13 protein-coding genes are annotated in these 16,708 nt (G+C 71.2%); 3 read left to right on the top strand and 10 right to left on the bottom strand.

From position 1 onward, the window contains the following. Positions 1-111 precede the first annotated feature (111 nt). Complete coding sequence (locus ACULK4_RS03170) at positions 112-1,089, top strand: calcium/sodium antiporter (RefSeq protein WP_445965008.1); 978 nt, start codon at positions 112-114, stop codon at positions 1,087-1,089. 24 nt (positions 1,090-1,113) lie between these two features. Here the strand turns inward: ACULK4_RS03170 and ACULK4_RS03165 are convergent, their stop codons facing one another. The 9 genes from ACULK4_RS03165 to ACULK4_RS03125 form a co-directional block, all read right to left on the bottom strand. Further along, positions 1,114-1,443 (bottom strand): cupin domain-containing protein, encoded by a 330-nt coding sequence (locus ACULK4_RS03165; RefSeq protein ID WP_445965007.1) that lies wholly within the window; start codon positions 1,441-1,443, stop codon positions 1,114-1,116. A 59-nt stretch (positions 1,444-1,502) separates the two neighbouring features. After that, on the bottom strand, positions 1,503-1,895 hold the full coding sequence (locus tag ACULK4_RS03160) for a DUF7882 family protein (RefSeq protein ID WP_445965006.1): 393 nt from the start codon (positions 1,893-1,895) through the stop codon (positions 1,503-1,505). A gap of 110 nt (positions 1,896-2,005) precedes the next feature. Beyond that, positions 2,006-2,812, bottom strand: coding sequence for an alpha/beta fold hydrolase (locus tag ACULK4_RS03155; protein WP_445965005.1), 807 nt, complete (start codon positions 2,810-2,812; stop codon positions 2,006-2,008). Between the two features lie 20 nt (positions 2,813-2,832). Continuing rightward, the gene (locus ACULK4_RS03150) at positions 2,833-4,206 is read right to left on the bottom strand and encodes a class I SAM-dependent methyltransferase (protein WP_445965004.1); all 1,374 of its coding nucleotides are present in this window, start codon (positions 4,204-4,206) and stop codon (positions 2,833-2,835) included. Continuing rightward, positions 4,203-5,582, bottom strand: a complete 1,380-nt coding sequence (locus ACULK4_RS03145; RefSeq protein WP_445965003.1) for an FAD-binding oxidoreductase — start codon at positions 5,580-5,582, stop codon at positions 4,203-4,205. Before ACULK4_RS03145 ends, ACULK4_RS03150 begins: the two co-directional genes overlap by 4 nt. A gap of 63 nt (positions 5,583-5,645) precedes the next feature. Then, complete coding sequence (locus ACULK4_RS03140; RefSeq protein ID WP_445965002.1) at positions 5,646-6,551, bottom strand: potassium channel family protein; 906 nt, start codon at positions 6,549-6,551, stop codon at positions 5,646-5,648. Between the two features lie 22 nt (positions 6,552-6,573). Continuing rightward, positions 6,574-7,914, bottom strand: a complete 1,341-nt coding sequence (locus ACULK4_RS03135; protein WP_445965001.1) for a serine hydrolase domain-containing protein — start codon at positions 7,912-7,914, stop codon at positions 6,574-6,576. Positions 7,915-7,949: 35 nt separating this feature from the next. After that, positions 7,950-8,468 carry a bifunctional nuclease family protein gene (locus ACULK4_RS03130; protein WP_445965000.1) on the bottom strand — a complete coding sequence of 173 codons (519 nt, stop codon included), beginning with the start codon at positions 8,466-8,468 and terminating at the stop codon, positions 7,950-7,952. A gap of 110 nt (positions 8,469-8,578) precedes the next feature. Next, complete coding sequence (locus tag ACULK4_RS03125; RefSeq protein WP_445964999.1) at positions 8,579-10,900, bottom strand: M14 family metallopeptidase; 2,322 nt, start codon at positions 10,898-10,900, stop codon at positions 8,579-8,581. A 613-nt stretch (positions 10,901-11,513) separates the two neighbouring features. On the opposite strand from ACULK4_RS03125, the gene ACULK4_RS03120 reads away from it, so the two are divergent. Together ACULK4_RS03120 and ACULK4_RS03115 are read left to right on the top strand one after the other, a co-directional pair. Then, the gene (locus tag ACULK4_RS03120; RefSeq protein ID WP_445964998.1) at positions 11,514-12,233 is read left to right on the top strand and encodes an IclR family transcriptional regulator; all 720 of its coding nucleotides are present in this window, start codon (positions 11,514-11,516) and stop codon (positions 12,231-12,233) included. Positions 12,234-12,243: 10 nt separating this feature from the next. After that, positions 12,244-14,652 carry a glycoside hydrolase family 65 protein gene (locus tag ACULK4_RS03115; protein WP_445964997.1) on the top strand — a complete coding sequence of 803 codons (2,409 nt, stop codon included), beginning with the start codon at positions 12,244-12,246 and terminating at the stop codon, positions 14,650-14,652. A 9-nt stretch (positions 14,653-14,661) separates the two neighbouring features. Here ACULK4_RS03115 and ACULK4_RS03110 read toward each other — a convergent pair whose 3' ends face one another. Then, positions 14,662-16,575: an FAD-binding monooxygenase gene (locus ACULK4_RS03110; protein WP_445964996.1), complete on the bottom strand. Its 1,914-nt coding sequence runs from the start codon at positions 16,573-16,575 to the stop codon at positions 14,662-14,664. Positions 16,576-16,708: the final 133 nt, after the last annotated feature.

The raw sequence follows: 16,708 nt of genomic DNA, 5'->3' as shown, positions 1-16,708 counted from the left end.
CGACGTGCCGGACCTTCGCCCCGGTCGGTTCCGTGGCGATGCGCGAGACTGGAGCCGACCGACCGACCGCCCGATCGCCCGACCCCGACCGCCGGGAGTGGATGCCGCACCATGACGTCGATCTGGATCGTGCTCGCCGGGCTCGTCGCCCTGGTCGCCGGCGCCGAGCTGGTGGTGCGCGGCGGCACCCACCTCGCGGCGCGGCTCGGCGTCTCGCCGATGGTGATCGGCGTCACCGTCGTGTCGCTCGGGACGAGCGCGCCCGAACTCGCGATCGGCATCGACGCGGCCGCGACGGGCAACGGCTCGCTCGCGCTCGGCAACATCGTCGGCACCAACTCGCTCAACCTCCTGCTCGTCCTGGGCATCGCGGCGCTGATCCGGCCGCTGACGCTGCGGTCGCACGCGATCCGCCTCGACCTGCCCGCGATGGTGACGGCCGCCGTCATCCTGCTGCTGCTCGCGGTCGACGGGGTCGTCTCACGTGCGGACGGCGTGGTGCTCGTGATCCTGGGCGTGATCTACACGGCCGTGGTCGTCGCCGCGGCGAGGCGCGAGTCGCTCGCCATCCGCGCGGAGTTCGCCCGGGAGTTCGGCGAGCGGCGCATGCCGCCCGAGGCGACGCGCGCGCGGGCGATCCGGGCGACCGCGGCCCTGCTCGCCGGCATCGGCATCATCGTGCTCGGGGCCGACTGGCTCGTCGATGGTGCGGTCGACCTCGCGATGGGCTTCGGCGTCCCCGTCTCGGTGATCGGACTCACGATCGTCGCGATCGGCACGTCCGCTCCCGAACTGGCCACCGCGATCGTCGCGACGATCCGCCGTGAGCGCGACATCGCCGTCGGGAACCTGCTCGGCAGCAGCGTCTACAACATCCTCATCGTGTTCGGGATCGCCGCCCTCCTGCCCGAGAGCGGGATAGGCGTCGACCGCGACCTCCTCGCGATCGACCTGCCGGTGATGGCGGCCGCCACGATCGCGTGCGTGCCGGTGTTCCTCACCGGCCGGCGGATGCAGCGGATCGAGGGCGGCGTGTTCGTCGGCGCGTACCTCGTGTACCTGGCGAGCCTCCTGCTCCTGCGAACCTGACGTCGGCGGGTTGGCGCGCCGCCGCTACGACGCGGGCGGGAACGGCGGCGCGAGGAAGGCCAGCAGGGTCACTCCCCCGTTCCCGCGGTTCGACACGCGCAGCTCCTCGGCGCCCGCGAGCACGGCGAGTTCGCCGGCGCGGAACGGCCGCTCCCCGGCATTCTCTTCGAGCACCGCGTCGCCCTCGGCGACGTAGAGGAAGAGGTCGGACACGCCATGCGTGTGGGGCGGCAGTGTCTGCCCCGGTGCAAGACGGATGATGCGCACGTTGCCGTGCTCCCGTGAGACGACGGGTTTCGCGACGAACCGGTCGGGGTCGTAGGGCGCCACGGCGTTCAGGTCGACGATCTCCATGCTCCGACGCTACGGCGAGCGGATGCCGCGCCGCGGGCCTTCCGGCCCGCGGCGAGGACTCAGGAAGCCGCGGCCATCGCCTCCGCCGGCATCGTGGCCGGAACCGGCTCGGCCGGCGCGGGCGCCGGTTCGAGCGCTTCCGTGGTGAGCCGCAGCCCCCAGTTGCTGTTGGCGGCGACCATCATGCGCTCGGCGCGGCGACGATCGATGGTGGTGTCCGCGCCGGCCGTGTGACGGGCCACGATCGTGGCGTTGGGGTGGAGCCAGGCCTGTGCCGGGCTTCCGGCAGGATCGGTCCACGAGACGAGGAGCGGCTCATTGCGGCGGAGCTTGGAGAACACGACGAGGGCGACGTGCGCCAGCAGTTCGTCGTCGAGTTCGATGCGCATCCAGCCGTCGACCTCGAGGGCGGCGTCGGATGCCGTGTGCATGAGTTCTTCGCGTTGTCGCATGGCCGCCACGGTTGCAGTGTCGATGTGCAGCGGCAAGGCAGCACCCGCTATTCACAGGAGAAGTGCCCCCCATTCAGGGGTATTCAAGCGTGCACCCTTGAATCGATGCGTCAGGCCTGCGAACTTCCGGTGAAGAACTCGACCGCCGCCCTCCGGAAGTCGCGCGACCCCGGGGCGTTGAAGTGGTGCCGGCCGGGCAGTTCGACGAAGGTGCCGTTCGGCGTGGCATCCGCCAGCTGCTTCGACTGCTCGAGGATCGCGTCGTCGCTGCCGGTCGCGAACAGGATCGGCTGCACGGGCGGGTTCGATGGGTCGGGGTCGGCGTCGCCCTGCCGCATGCCCTCCGCCAGCGCGACGAGCGCCCGCAGGTCGTTGCCCGGCACCCGCTCGGCGAGCGTCACGTAGTTGCGAGTCACCGTGTCGTCGACTGGGGTGCCGTGCTCGGCGTAGGCCTGGGCCTGCTCGATCTGCATGCGGGCGAGGGGGCGCCCGTCGGGGATGCCGCCGAGCACGGCCCGCTCGATGCGGTGGGGCGCCTGCACGGCGACCTGCCAGCCGACCCGGGCGCCGAGCGAGTACCCGGCGTAGAGCACGGTGTCGAGGAGGTACGTGTCGAGCACGGTCACGAGGTCGTTCGCGAGGGCGTCCATGCCGTAGGCGATCGCCTCGTGCGGCTTGTCGCTCTGCCCGTGGCCGCGCTGGTCGACGCCGAGCACGCGGAAGCCCGCGCGGGTGAGGTCGCGCACCCACCCGGTCAGGACCCAGTTGTCGCGGCAGCTCGACGCGAACCCGTGCACGCACATCACGGTCGGCGCGTCCTCGTCGCCCCACAGGTAGGTGGCGATGCGGCGCCCCTCACCCGACATGACGAACTGCGGCGACGGCATCTCGGTCAGGGCGGGGAAGGCGGCATCCATGTCGCCCATTCTGCCGGTCGTTACGGCGTCCACCACGGCCGGAGCGGCAGGTCGCCGACGCGACCGTCGTCGTGGGGTCGCGCGGCCAGCACCTGGTGCAACTGGATCCCGCCCGTCTCGAACGCGAGCCGCGAGCCGGCCATGTAGAGGCCCCACACCTTCGCGGTCGGCAGCCCGACCTCGGCGACCGCCTCGTCCCAGTGCTCGACGAGGTTCGCGCACCAGTCGCGGAGGGTCATCGCGTAGTGCTGCCGCAGGTTCTCCTCGTGCAGCACCTCGAGGCCGGCGTCCTGCGCGGCGCTGATGATGCGACCCGAGCCGGTGAGCTCGCCGTCGGGGAACACGTAGCGGTCGATGAAGCCCTTCGCCGCCGGTTCGGTGCGGTTCTCGGGCCGCGTGATGCAGTGGTTCAGCAGCAGCCCGCCGGGGCGCAGTCGTGAAAGGAGGAACTCGAAGTACGACGCGTAGTTGCGGACCCCGATGTGCTCGAGCAGCCCGATCGACGACACCGCGTCGAAGCCGGTCTCGGCGACATCGCGGTAGTCCGCATAGCGGACCTCGGCGAGCTCGCCGAGCCCCTCCTCGACGATGGCGCGCTTCGCCCACATGGACTGCTCGTGCGAGAGTGTCACGCCGACGGCCGAGACGCCGTGGCGCGCGGCATAGCGCACCATTCCGCCCCAGCCGCATCCCACGTCCAGCAGCCGGTCGCCGGGCTTCAACCGCAGCTTGTCGAACACGAGACGGTACTTGTTCTCCTGCGCTTCGTCGAGGGATGCGTCGGGGCGCGGGTAGCAGGCGCACGTGTACGTCATCGACGGCCCGAGCACCCACTCGTAGAAGGTGTTCGAGACGTCGTAGTGGTGGTGGATCGCCTCGGCGTCGCGCGCCTTGCTGTGCCGGAGCCCTGCGGCGACGCGACGCCAGCGCGGCTGCGCCTCCTGCGGGGGCGGCGCGACGGGCCGAAGTCGGCCGACGCCGATCGAGCGGACGATCCTCGCCGTGACCCGCGGCGACGGCCGCTCGAAGACGAGGTCGTCGGCGAGCGCCTTGAGGAGCTCGTACGGGTCGCCCGGGTGCACGCCCGTGGCCTCGAGGTCGCCGGCGACGTACGCACGCGCGAGGCCCAGGTCACCGCGTCCCGTCGCGAGGTAGGTGGTGCCGCGCGGGCTCTTCAGGTCGAGTCCGAACCGGGCGTCGGGCGGTCCGGCGGAGCTGCCGTCGTAGGCGGTGAACCGCAGCGGGAGCTTGCCGCCGGCGAGGATCTCGAGGATCTCCGCGAGCGTCAGCTTCCCCTCCGAGTGCGCCTGCAGCGCGGCATCCGTCTGCTGCGTCGCCTGCTGTGGAGGCTCGGCCGGGGTCGCCGTCGCAGCGTCGTCCTTGAACGAGGTCATCGTCGTTGCACCGCCTTCGCGTAGAGGTCGAGGAGCCGCGAGTCGGGGTCGTACCGCCGCTTCACGGCCCGGTGGGCATCCCCGCCGTAGAGCCGGTCGAACTCGTCGGGCGGGTAGAAGGAGTCGGAGTAGAGCGACTTGTGCCCGTCGAGCTCGCTCACCCTCCGTTCGATGCGCCGATTCGTCTCGCCCTCGGTCGGCCCGACCGGCACGGTCGACCAGAAGCCGACGTTGACATACGTGCGGTGCGGCTCGAGCGGGTAGAGCGGCCAGGCGTCGTCGCCGCGGAGTCGGAGCGGGCAGAGCCAGATGGGCTCGATGGGCACGTTCGCGAGGAACCAGTCGAGGAACTCCTCGGTGCGCTCGATCGGCACCTCGATGTCCTGGATCACGCGTTCGCGCGGCGGCCGCCGCTTGAGCCTCTCCAACTTGTTCCCGATGTCGAATCGCCGCTCGAGGCGCATGAGCGTCGAGTACGAGCGGCTGCGCAGGTACCGCTTCGGCCAGATCCTGCGAACGAGCGGATGCTGCGCGCCGAACGCCGCCGAGCACCAGAACCAGTCCGTGTCCCACCGCCACAGGTAGTCGTGGATGGTGAGCCGGTCGTGGGCGGCGCCGTCGTCGTGCCGGATCGAGCGGTAGAAGATCCGCTGGCCGGTGTAGTCGCTGACGGGTCCGGATGCCGCGGTCCGCACGCCCAGGCACAGATAGCTCTCGTCGGCGCCGAACACGACGCCGTCGAGGTAGTCGACCCTCGCGCCGTCGTGACTGCCGGTGTCGATGATGCGGTCCATCGCCGCGATGAGCTCGGCGAGCGAGTGGAAGCGGAGGTGCGTGAGCGCGACGAACGGCTCGACCGGCTCGAGCTCGATGCGTAGGCGCACCGCGTAGCCGAGCGTGCCGTACGAGTTCGGGAACGCCCGGAAGAGGTCGGCGTGCTCGTGCGGCGACGCCGTCACGATCTCGCCGGCGCCGGTCAGGATGTCCAGCTCGAGCACCGACTCGTGCGGCAGGCCGTTGCGGAACGAGGTCGACTCGATGCCGAGACCGGTGACCGCGCCGCCGAGCGTGATCGTCTTCAGCTGCGGCACCACGAGCGGTGCGAGACCGTGGGGCAGGGTCGCGTCGACGAGATCCTCGTAGGTGCACATGCCGGCGACATCCGCAGTACGGGCCTCGGGGTCGATGGCGATGACCCCCGTCAGCCCGGAGGTGTCGAGGCCCGGCACGTCGGTTGCGGCGCGCGACCGGAACAGGTTCGACGTACGCTTCGCCAGCCGGACGGGCGCCGCGGCCGGGACCGCGCGGTAGCTCTCGAGCAGTCGCTCGACGCCCTCGGCGTGAGCGGTCCGTGCATCGATCGCAGGAGCGGACACGACTTCACGCTAGTCCGCAGCGCAGGCGAGCGCACCACCCTTGCGCAGGCCCGTCGGTCCGGCTCAGACGGGCGCACCATCGGTCGGCTCGCCGGTCACGACGGCCCGCTGCCGGTGCTGGCGTGCGAACTCGCGGAGGATCTCGTCGGTGTCGTCCGCGCTGCGGAAGAACCGGCCGCGCAGGATGCGGGCGAAGTCGTCGATGCCCGCCTCGAGCATGTCACCGCTGTTGCGCACGGTCCTGTCTGGCGATCGCCGGGCGAGGCGGGCGAGGTGCAACGCGTACGGCAGTTGCGCGGCCAGCGACGCCTCGGGTTGGTCTTCGGTGAAGTAGTACGACTCGGCGTTCTGCCACATGTCGATGCGCGCCTGGGCGAGGTCGGCGGTGATCGAGTCGAGGAGCGCACTCGCCGTCGCCGGCTCCCGGTCGGGCAGGTGGCTCGCGGTGTCGGACCGCTCCATGAGCGCGATGCGCAGCGCGAGGGCGCGCCGCCGCCCGAGTCCGGGGTAGAGCTCCACGAACCAGGCGACGGCCGCCGTGAGCAGGGCGAACCCGATGAGCCCCTGCACCGGCGCGACGACGCGCAGCCACGGGTCGACCGGGTACACGTCGCCGAGGCCGAGGGTCGACATGCTGACCACGGAGTAGTAGAACGCCTCGACGATCGCCGGGTACGCCTCGGGCCGGATCTCGGGGTTGTACGCGAACGCCTCCGGGACGTGCGGGAGGTACACGAGCGCCCAGCCGACGACCTGGAAGCCGGCCCAGAGCACGATGACCGCCACGGCGGCGAGCGGACCGGCGACGGTGCGTCCGCGTCGCCCGAGCCGGGACGACGCCCGCCAGGTCGCGTTCGACACGAACGCGGTGACGCGACCGCGCCCGGTGGGATGCAGCAGGGTGTGGAAGACCTCGTAGAGGCCGACCGCGATGAGGGCGACCCCGGCCACCGTCCAGATCCAGCTCACCCGGCCATCGTACGGGGGCCGCTCAGCCGAGCGCCGTGATCGCCTCCTCGACGAGCGCGACGACCGACGGATCGTCGTCGGCATCGGGCGTGAATCCGAGCCGCACCACGACGAGTCCCTCCGACGGCACGATGAGCATCTTCTGCCCGTCGTGGCCGCTGGCGTAGAACGTGTCCTCCGGCAGCTCGGGCCACCGGGGCTCGCCGCCCGGCAGCGTGTTGACGCGCCAGCTCATCCCGTTGCCGGGGTCGTCGGTCTCCTCGACATCGTCGACGGTGAGGCTCTGCAGCATCCAGTCGGCGGGCAGCAGCTGCTCGCCGTTCCACTCCCCGTTCTGCATGGCGAACTGCCCGATCGCGGCCCAATCGCGCGGTGTCGCCCACAGGTACGACGAGCACACGGGCGTGCCCGCGGCATCCGGCTCGAACACCGCCGAGGTGAGGCCGAGCGGGCCGAGCAGGACCTGCCGCGGCAGGTCGGCGCCGAGGCCCGTGCGCTCGGCGAGCACCGAGCACAGCAGGTTGGTGTTGCCGCTCGAGTAGAGCTGCACGGTCCCCGGCTCGTGCACGAGCGGCTGTCCGGCGACGAACGCGCCCATGTCGGGCTCGAGGTAGAGCATGCGGGTGATGGGCGTGCCGAGGTCGTAGGTCTCGTCCCACTCCAGCCCGCTGGTCTGTCGCAGCAGGTGCTCGATGGTGATGTCGGCGCGCTCGTCGGTCCACTCCGGGCGCAGCCCGTCGTCGTCGAGCGCGACGACGCCCTGATCGACGAGCACGCCCGTCAGCAGGTTCGCCACGCTCTTCGACATCGACCATCCGAGCTGCGGGGTGTCGGCGTCGAAGCCGTCGGCGTAGCGCTCGGCGACGAGCTCGCCGTCCTTCACGATCACGACCCCGCGCGTGCCGAGTGCTGCGGCATCCGCTTCGGGCAGGTCGTCGCCGAAGGCCCTGCCGAGCGCCGCCCTGAGGTCGTCGCTCAGTCGGGACGTGGGCCCGTCGGTGAACGGGTTGCCGCCGGGTTCGATGACGGATGCCGCGCCGAGCTCGGGCCGCGCGTCGGCGAGCGTGCACCCGAAGCCCTCGGTGTACCAGGCCTTCTGCTTCGCGAGCGCGCCGAAGAGCGACCCTGCTGTCGGGTCGCCGCTGCCGTCGACCTGGAGGTAGGTCACGAGCGGGTTCGACGGCAGGTCGGACTCGGGGTCGTCACGGCCGGCCACCTCGGTCACCGCGCACGCGTTGTGCGCGGCGTAGCCCGTGCCGGTCAGCAGGATCGGCTGCTGCCACAGGTAGACGCCCGCGAACGCGGCGATCAGGATCAGCACGAGGACGGCGACGACGGCGACCGTACGGCGGAGGATGCGCATCGGGGGATCGTACAGCGTGCGCGGACGCCGGATCGTCAGCCCTGGAAGTCCTCCGGGTCGACGTCCTCCAGGAACTTCTTGAACTCCTCGAGCTTCTCGTCGGCCGACTCCTCGGATTCCTCCTCGTCGGAGCGCGTCTCGACCATCTCGGCGGGAATGCCGGCCTGCTCGAGCACCTCGTCGGCGACGAACAGGGGCGCCTCGGTCCGCGACGCGAGGGCCACGGAGTCGGATGGGCGCGCGTCGATGACGTAGGGCCCGGTCGGGGTCATGATCGTCAGCTCGGCGTAGAACGTGCCGTCCTCGATGCGGGTGACATCCACCCGCTCGATCTTCGACCCGACCGCGTCGAGCAGCAGCTTCATCAGGTCGTGCGACAGGGGGCGAGGCGCCTGTTCCCCCTGCACGGCGATGAGGATCGACGTCGCCTCCTGCGCGCCGATCCAGATCGGCAGCACGCGCCCGCGGCCGTCCTCCTCGCCGAGCGGCTTCAGCAGGATGATGTGCTGCCCGGACTGATCGAGCGCGACCCCGAGGACGCGGACCTGGACCATGACGCCTCCCGTCGGACGATGGGGGTGGTGTCCTGCCATCGTAGGCCGCACGCGCCACGGCCGCGGCATCCGCTGGAACGGATGCCGCGGCCGCGGCTCTCATCGACGGATCACTGGGGGGTGGTGACCGTCAGCTTGTTGAAGTTGCTCGACGTGCCGTCGGGCTTGTAGTTCTTCTCGACGTTGCCCGCCGAGTCGACCGAGAACCAGTGCACCTTCGTGCCCACGGGGACGGTGAGCACCTCGGCGCCCTCGCGGAGGCCGGAGGTGCCGTACATGGTCGACTCGTAGGTCGGCTTCGAACCGTCGAGCGTGTAGAACACGGCGGCCGTCTCGCTCATCTCGAACGTCAGGTCGACCATGCCCGGCTCGCTGCTCGCCGAGGCCTTCACCGTGGTGTTCGGCCGCACCTTGTCGGACTCGAAGTCGTGAGCCACGCGCATGAGTTCGACCAGGCCGTTCGCGTACTCCTGCGACTCCGCGTGCGCCGAGGCGCCGTTGGGGTTCTCGTTCTCGAACGGCGGCTGGAACTGGGTGCCGACCTCGAAGTTCCACGCGTAGATCCCGTGCTTGTACCAGAGCATGTCGCCGGAGTTGCCGGCGGCCGAGTACAGCACGTCCGAGATCGGCCCGGTGCGCGCGGGCGTCACCGACATCCCGCGGTACCGCTTGATCTCGGTGAGGATCCGCGACGACGCACCCCAGAAGTACGACTCCTCCTCGAGCGTCGGACGCGGCGCCGAGATGCGCCCCGGCGTGATGTACGCGCCCGGCGACCACATGAAGTAGTTGCCCGAGCTGTGCAGGTTCATCGCGAACCGGATGTTGTCGTTCTCCGACGCGATCCAGTCGATGTTGGCGCTCTCCGGCTCGCTCAGCTCGGCGGGACCGGCGAACGTGCCGCTCGTGCACGAGGTGGACGCACCGTTGTAGCCGTCGAACAGGCTGTACGTGTCGTAGTTGCGGTTGTTGTCGACGCCCCAGCTGTTGCGGCCGTTGTAATCGGCGCTGCCCGTGCGCTCGCAGTGGTTGGTCATGTTCTTGCGCTGCGAGTTGAAGTCGTAGAACGAGTAGTGACCGCCGTCGGGGTTGACCGACGGCACGATCCAGATGTCGAGGTTGTCGACCAGCTTCTTCGTCGAGGCATCCTGCGCGTAGTTCCGCAGGAGCCGCTCGGCGGTCTCGATCGTGACCAGCGGGGGCACCCATTCGCGTGCGTGCTCCTGGGCGTACGCGAGCACGCCCATCTTCGACCCGTCGCGGACCTTGCCGATGCGGATCGCGTGCACCGTCTGCGGGTCGCGCGAGACCGACTCGGGCGCGCTGAGGCCGTCGCTCAGCGCGGTGGCCGCCACGGGCGAGACGACGCCGGCGCCGGCGTTGCCGCGGTACGTGTAGGCGACGACGAGAGCGGATGCCGCGGGCGACGCGTTGATCGCCGCGACGACCTCAGCGGCGGTGCTCGTGACCGCACCCGCGCCGTCGGTTGCGAGCGAGACGACGACGTCGTCGCCGGCCACCGACACGGAGAGCGGCTGGTCGGCCGCACCCGGGTCGGTCATGGCGATGCTGAGGTCGTTGCCGCCTTCGTGCCCCCACGCGACCGAGTCGATGGCCACGCGGCTCGCAGAGCTGCTTCCCAGCAGGGCCTGTGCGAGGCGACGGTAGCCGTTGGTCTCGTACGGCAGCTCGACGATCTCGGCGAGCTTCGGGAACTCGGCGGCGAGGGCCTCGATGCGGTCGTACAGCTCGGTCGGCGTGAGGTACGAGGTGATGAAGTCGGTCTGGTAGTTCGGGCCGGTGCCGCCCTCGCCCTCGATCGGCAGCCAGTCGGTCACCGTCGCGGTCGCGACGTCGCCGGTCGGGCTCGTGATGCGGATCGTGTCGGGCCGGGTCTCCACGACGGCCGCGCCTCGGTGGTACAGGTAGACGCCGGCGTCGACGAAGCGGCTGATGTTCTGCGTGCCGCCGGAGCCGAGCTCGGTGCCCGGGCCGCTGTCGCGCTCGACGGTGAGCTGCGCCGAGCTGCCCTGGCCGCCGGCCCACTTCGCCTCGACGGAGAGGTAGCCGACACCGAACGAGGTGTAGTAGTCGGCGCGGATGATCTTGACGTCGGACACCGCGGCGCTCTCCGCGGCTGCGGCGAACTCCTCGTTCTCCGCGACGGCCGCGGCGATCTTGGCGTCCCGCTCGGCGAGCACCTCCTCGGTGTCGTCCTCGTCGTGCACGGACTTGCCGACCGTGAATCCGCGTGCCTCGAGCGCCTTCGCCCCGCCGTCGCTGATGACCGCGTGCGCGGTGATCGTGCCGTCGGCGTTGAGGTGTGCGGCGTGGTCCAGGTCGACGCCGGTGTCGACCAGACGGTCGAGTTCGGACTGGTCGGGCAGGATGACCTCGACGACGCCGACCTCCTCGTCGGCGTCGTGCGTCACGTCCGACAGCGGCTCAGTGCCCGCCGCCGGACTGATCGGCGTCATTCCCGTCAACAACAACCCGGCGAGTGCGGCTGCTGCCGCCGTTCCGCCGAGCGCTCTTCTTCTCACCGTGTACATCGAGCGTTCCTCCTCGTGGGTGGTGCTTCGTTCTGTGCGGTGGTGCGGTCGGTCGGGTTGGCGGCGGCGCTCCGGCCGGCGGCCGGAAAGCGATGCCCCGGGCACCGTGCGCTCTGTCTAGCGGACGGCGACTTCCAGCGTCAAGCGTCGAATCCACGCGCGGATTCGACGGACGACGCCGCCGTCGAGATGCATTCCTGCAGCCCTTTTGCCCATGACAGGTCAGAACGTGCGTCGGCATGGACGATTGGCATCGGCCGCCCGTCCCGCCGGTGACATCGCCACGTTGCCGTTCCGCGCCGCCATCCGGGCCCCCGCCTGCATGCCGCCCGGTGCATGCGACGCGGTCCGGCCGTTCGGAGGCTCGTCGCCGTACGAGGACGTCCGGCCTGCGGAGCCGAACGTCCGAGCCGTTCATGTTCTATAGTCGAACACATCGTTCGACACCCGATCGAGACGAGCGCGCCGCTGCTCCAGATCCCGAAGAGAGAACATGACCGCAACGGATGACACACCCGCCGCCGGCCCGCAGTCGCAGACGCTCTCGCGCGGCATCCGCATCCTCGAGATCCTGGCCGACGCCCGCGAGCCCCTCTCGATCGACGAGCTCGCCCAGCGCCTCGGCGTGCACCGGTCGGTCGCGTACCGGCTGCTCCGCACCCTCGAGCACCATCGGCTCACGGTGCGCGACCCGCGCGGGCGCATCACGCTCGGTGCGCGCCTCGCGGCGCTCGCGGCGGGCGTCGCCCACGACCTGCAGGCCGAGGCGCTCCCCGAGCTCACGAGCGCGGCGAACGAGCTCGCGATGACCTGCTTCCTCGCCGTGCTCGACGCCGACGAGATCGTCACGCTCACGAGCGTCGAGCCGCGGCACGCGGTCGCGTCGGTCGCGCAGCGCCCCGGGTCGCGGCATCCGATGGGCATCGGCGCGCCGGGCAAGGTGATCCTCGCGTCGCTGCCCGCGCACGAGTGGCCCGAGGCGACGGATGCCGCGCGCCGGGCCGAGCTCGAGCAGGTCCGCTCGCGCGGCTGGGCGATCAGCCACGACGAGGTCCTCCCCGGCGTGCGCTCGACGGCCGTGCCGCTGCGTCTGCCGAGCGGGCAGCCCGCCGCGCTCGCGGTCGTCTACGTCTCGAGCACGCAGGCCGACGAGGAGATCGCCGCGCGCCTCACGGCCGCCTCCGACTCGATCCGCACGGCACTCGGCGGTTAGGTTGGGCGCCGTGAGCGACGACCGACACGACCCCGAACGCCGCCCGCTCGACTTCGACGACGACCCGTGGAGCCTCGGTCTCGAGGGACTCGACGCCGACCGCCTGCCGCACCGCGAATCGGTGTTCGCCCTCTCGAACGGGCACATCGGCTGGCGCGGCGTCCTCGACGAGGGCGAACCGGTCGGCATCGCGGGGTGCTACGCCAACGGCGTGTACGAGACGTACACGATGCCGTACTCCGAGCCGGGCTACGCCTACCCGACCGAGGGCCAGGGCATCGTGAACGTGCCCGACGGGCAGGTGATCCGACTGCTGGTCGACGGCGAGCCGTTCGACGTGCGGACCGGCCGCCTGCATCGACACGTGCAGCGGCTCGACTTCCGCGCCGGCACGCTCCACCGCGAGGTGGACTGGGTCTCGCCGTCGGGCTCCCGCGTGCGCGTGACGTCGACGCGACTGGTCTCGTTCGAGCGTCGCGCGGTGGCCGCCGTGCGGTACGCGGTCGAGGCGGTGGATGCCGCGGTCGAGGTGACCGTGCAGTCGGAGCTCGTGGCGAACGTGCCGATCCCGGACGACACCCACCCCGACGACGGCGTGCAGCGCCTGCTCGAGCACCCGCTCGTGCCGGTCGGCGACTTCGCCATCGGCACGGCGGCCGCCCTCGTGCACCTGGTGCGCCGCAGCCGGATCCGCGTCGCGTCCGCGATGGACCACCTCATCGAGTCCCCCGGCGGCGGGCGCGTCGACACCGAGACCTCGGAGGACCTCGCGCGGACCACGATCGGCGTGCGCCTGGGGCCGGGCGAGCGGCTGCGCCTCACCAAGGCCGTGGCCTACGAGTGGTCGACGGACGCGACCGACGGCGGGCTGCGCGACCGCGCCGACGCGGAGGTCGCCGACGCGCTCGGCGAGGGGTGGGACGCGCTCGCCGATGCCCAGCGCCGCCGGCTCGACGACTTCTGGAGCGCTGCCGACGTGACCGTCGAGGGCGAGCCGCGCCTGCAGCAGGCCGTGCGGTTCGCGCTCTTCCAGGTGTTCCAGTCGGCCGCGCGCCTCGACGGTCGGTCCGTGCCCGGCAAGGGGCTCACGGGCACCGGCTACCAGGGCCACACGTTCTGGGACTTCGAGGGGTTCGTGCTTCCCGTGCTCACCTCCACGCTGCCGGAGGCGGCGCGCGAGGCGCTGCGCTGGCGGCACGCGACGCTCGGCAAGGCGCGCGACCGCGCTCGCGAGCTGCATCTCGAGGGCGCGGCGTTCCCGTGGCGCACCCTCGACGGCACCGAGAGCTCGGGCTACTGGCTCGCGAGCACGATCGCGTGGCACCTCCAGGCGGCGATCGCGGCCGCCGTGGTGCACTTCCACCGCGGCACGCGCGACGAGCGATTCCTGCGCGACCACGGCCTCGAGCTGCTCGTCGAGACCGCGCGGCTGTGGATGTCGCTGGCACGGCGCGACGACGACGGCGGCGTGCACTTCGACGGCGTCACCGGCCCCGACGAGTACTCGGCGATGGCCGACGACAACGCGTACACCAACCTGATGGCCGCGCAGAACCTGCGCGCGGCGGCATCCGTCGCCGGCGACCTGCCCGAGATCGCCGCACGCCTCGGGGTGGGGTCCGACGAGATCGACGGATGGCGCGACGCGGCCGCGCGCGTCGTGGTGCCGTTCGACGAGCGGCTCGGCGTGCACCAGCAGTCGGCGGGCTTCACCGAGTACGCGCGATGGGACTTCGCCGGCACTCCGCCGGACCGCTACCCCCTGCAGGACCACTACCCCTACTTCGGGATGTACCGACGGCAGGTGGCCAAGCAGGCCGACCTCGTGCTCGCGCTGTACTTCGCGCACGAGGCGTTCACGCCCGAGCAGACGGCTCGCGCGTTCGCCTACTACGAGGGCGTGACGGTGCGCGACTCGTCGCTGTCGGCGTGCATCCAGGCGGTGATCGCCGCGCAGGTGGGCCATCTCGGGCTCGCCGCCGACTACCTCGCCGAGGCCGCGACGCTCGACCTCGACGACGTGCAGGGGGACACCGAGGACGGCGTCCACCTGGCCTCGCTCGCGGGCATCTGGACGGCGCTCGTCGCCGGGTTCGGCGGGTTCCGCGACAGCGAGACCGAGGTCCGGTTCGCGCCGCGCCTGCCCCCGCAGCTCACGCGGCTCGAGTTCGGCATCCGGTTCTGCGGCCGGGTGATCCGGGTCGACACGTCGACGGATGCCACGACCTACACGCTCGTCGACGGCGAACCGGTGACCGTCCGCCACTTCGACGAAGAGGTCGCCCTCGAGCGGGATCGCCCGGTGACGATGCCGACGCCGTCGCTGCCGCACCCGGGCCCGCGGCCGGAGCAGCCGGCCGGTCGCGCGCCGCGCCCGTTCGCCGAGGCGTTCGGGCGCGGCGGCGCGGCCGCCGGCTGACGGCGCGCCTCAGGCGTTCGCGGGCTCGCGTTCGCCCGCCCGGAGGATCGGCGCGAAGAACTCCGCGAGCTCCGTGGTCGCCGTGAGCGGCAGCACGTGCGACACGTACTGGTCGGGCCGGACGACGACGATCGCGCCGTCACGGGCGATGCCGCGCTGCTCGAAGATGTCGTCCGCCGGATCGGCGGCGTAGACCTTCTCGTAGTCCACGAGCTGGAACGGCCCGACGTGCGGCAGGAACACCTTCGGCACGCTGCCGAGGTCGACCTCGGTGTGCGGCTGCTGGTAGACGACCTTGACGTCGAACCACGCGTCGCGGTCGAGCCCCTCGGGGGTCGCGGCGATCGGCGAGTCGGGCGCCGTCTGCAGCCATTCCGCGAGATCGGCGACCGCGGATGCCTCGCCGGCACGTGCCGTGTCGGCGAACACGTAGATGCGCCACCGCCCGTCGGCCGTCGCGTGGTGGCCGAGGTGGATCGGGTTGCCGTCGCCGACGCGCACGACGGGCGCCGACTTGAAGCGCTTGCCGACCGCGAACCCGGTCGCGAGCTCCTGGTGCGCGGCCTCCCCGACGATGAGCGAAGCCTCGTACTGGGTCATGAAGCCGGCCGGGAACTCGTGGGTCTGCACGTAGAAGTCCTCGAGCTCCGACGGGCTCGCGAACTCCTCGGGCTTCTTCGCCATCATCGTCGACCACTGCTTGTCGAAGTCGATGAGGTTCTTCGCGACGACCTGCCGCTCCGCGGAGTACGTCGCGAGCAGGCTCTCGGGACTGCGGCCCTCGAGCACGTGGCCCAGCTTCCACGCGAGGTTCCAGCCGTCCTGCATCGACACGTTCATGCCCTGGCCGGCCTTCGCGCTGTGCGTGTGGCAGGCGTCGCCGGCGATGAACACGCGCGGGGTGCGGGTGCCCGCGGCATCCGTCGGCACGTCGTCGAACCGGTCGGTGAGGCGGTGGCCCACCTCGTAGACGCTGTGCCACGCGACGTTCCTCACGTCGAGCGTGTACGGGTGGAGGATCGCGTTGGCCCGAGCGATGATCTGCTCGATCGTGGTCTCGCGCACTTTGTGGTGGTCGTCGGCCGGCACCTCGCCGAGGTCGACGTACATGCGGAAGAGGTGCCCGCCCTCGCGCGGGATGAGCAGGATGTTGCCCGCCTCGGACTGGATCGAGCACTTCGTGCGGATGTCGGGGAAGTCCGTGACGGCGAGCACGTCCATGACGCCCCACGCGTGGTTGGCCTTGTCGCCCTTCATGGTGCAGCCGATCGAGTCGCGCACCCCGCTGCGCGCGCCATCCGCCCCGAGGACGTACTTCGCCCGGACGACGCGTTCCTGCCCTTCGCGGTCGCCGGCGGTACGCCGCAGCGTCACCGTGACCGGGTGGTCGGCGCCCTCGGAGTCGTCGGCGATCTCGAGGCCGACGAACTCGTAGCCGTAGTCGGGCACCGAGCGGGTCGGGCCGTTCGCGGCGACCTCGGCGAAGTAGTCGAGCACGCGCGCCTGGTTGACGATGAGGTGCGGGAACTCGCTGACGCCGGTCGGGTCGTCGGCGGGGCGCGCGGTGCGGATGATCTTCGACGGGTCGGCGGGGTCCGGCTTCCAGAAGGCCATCTCGGTGATGCGGTACGCCTCGGCGATGATCTCCTGGGCGAATCCGAACGCCTGGAAGGTCTCGACGCTGCGCGCCTGGATGCCGTCGGCCTGGCCGATGACGAGGCGGCCGGGGCGGCGCTCGACCATGCGCGTCACGACGTTCGGGAACTGCGCGAGCTGCGCGGCGGCGATCATGCCGGCCGGGCCCGAACCGACGATCAGCACGTCGACCTCGTCGGGCAGCTCCTCCGGGCGGTCGATGCCGACTCCGGCGGCCGGCTTCACCCGGGGGTTGCCCGAGACATATCCGTGGTGGTGGAACTGCACGGGTGCTCCTTCACATCGTCGTGGTCTGCTGTGCGTTGCGCCTGGCCTGTGTTCGATAATCGAATACACCATTCACATATCGCTCAGTCGATGGTAAACGGATGTCGCGCCGACGGCAAGCTGCGACAATCGG

The organism is Agromyces selenitireducens (genome assembly GCF_052748465.2).
This window is presented reverse-complemented; position numbering and strand designations above follow the sequence as displayed.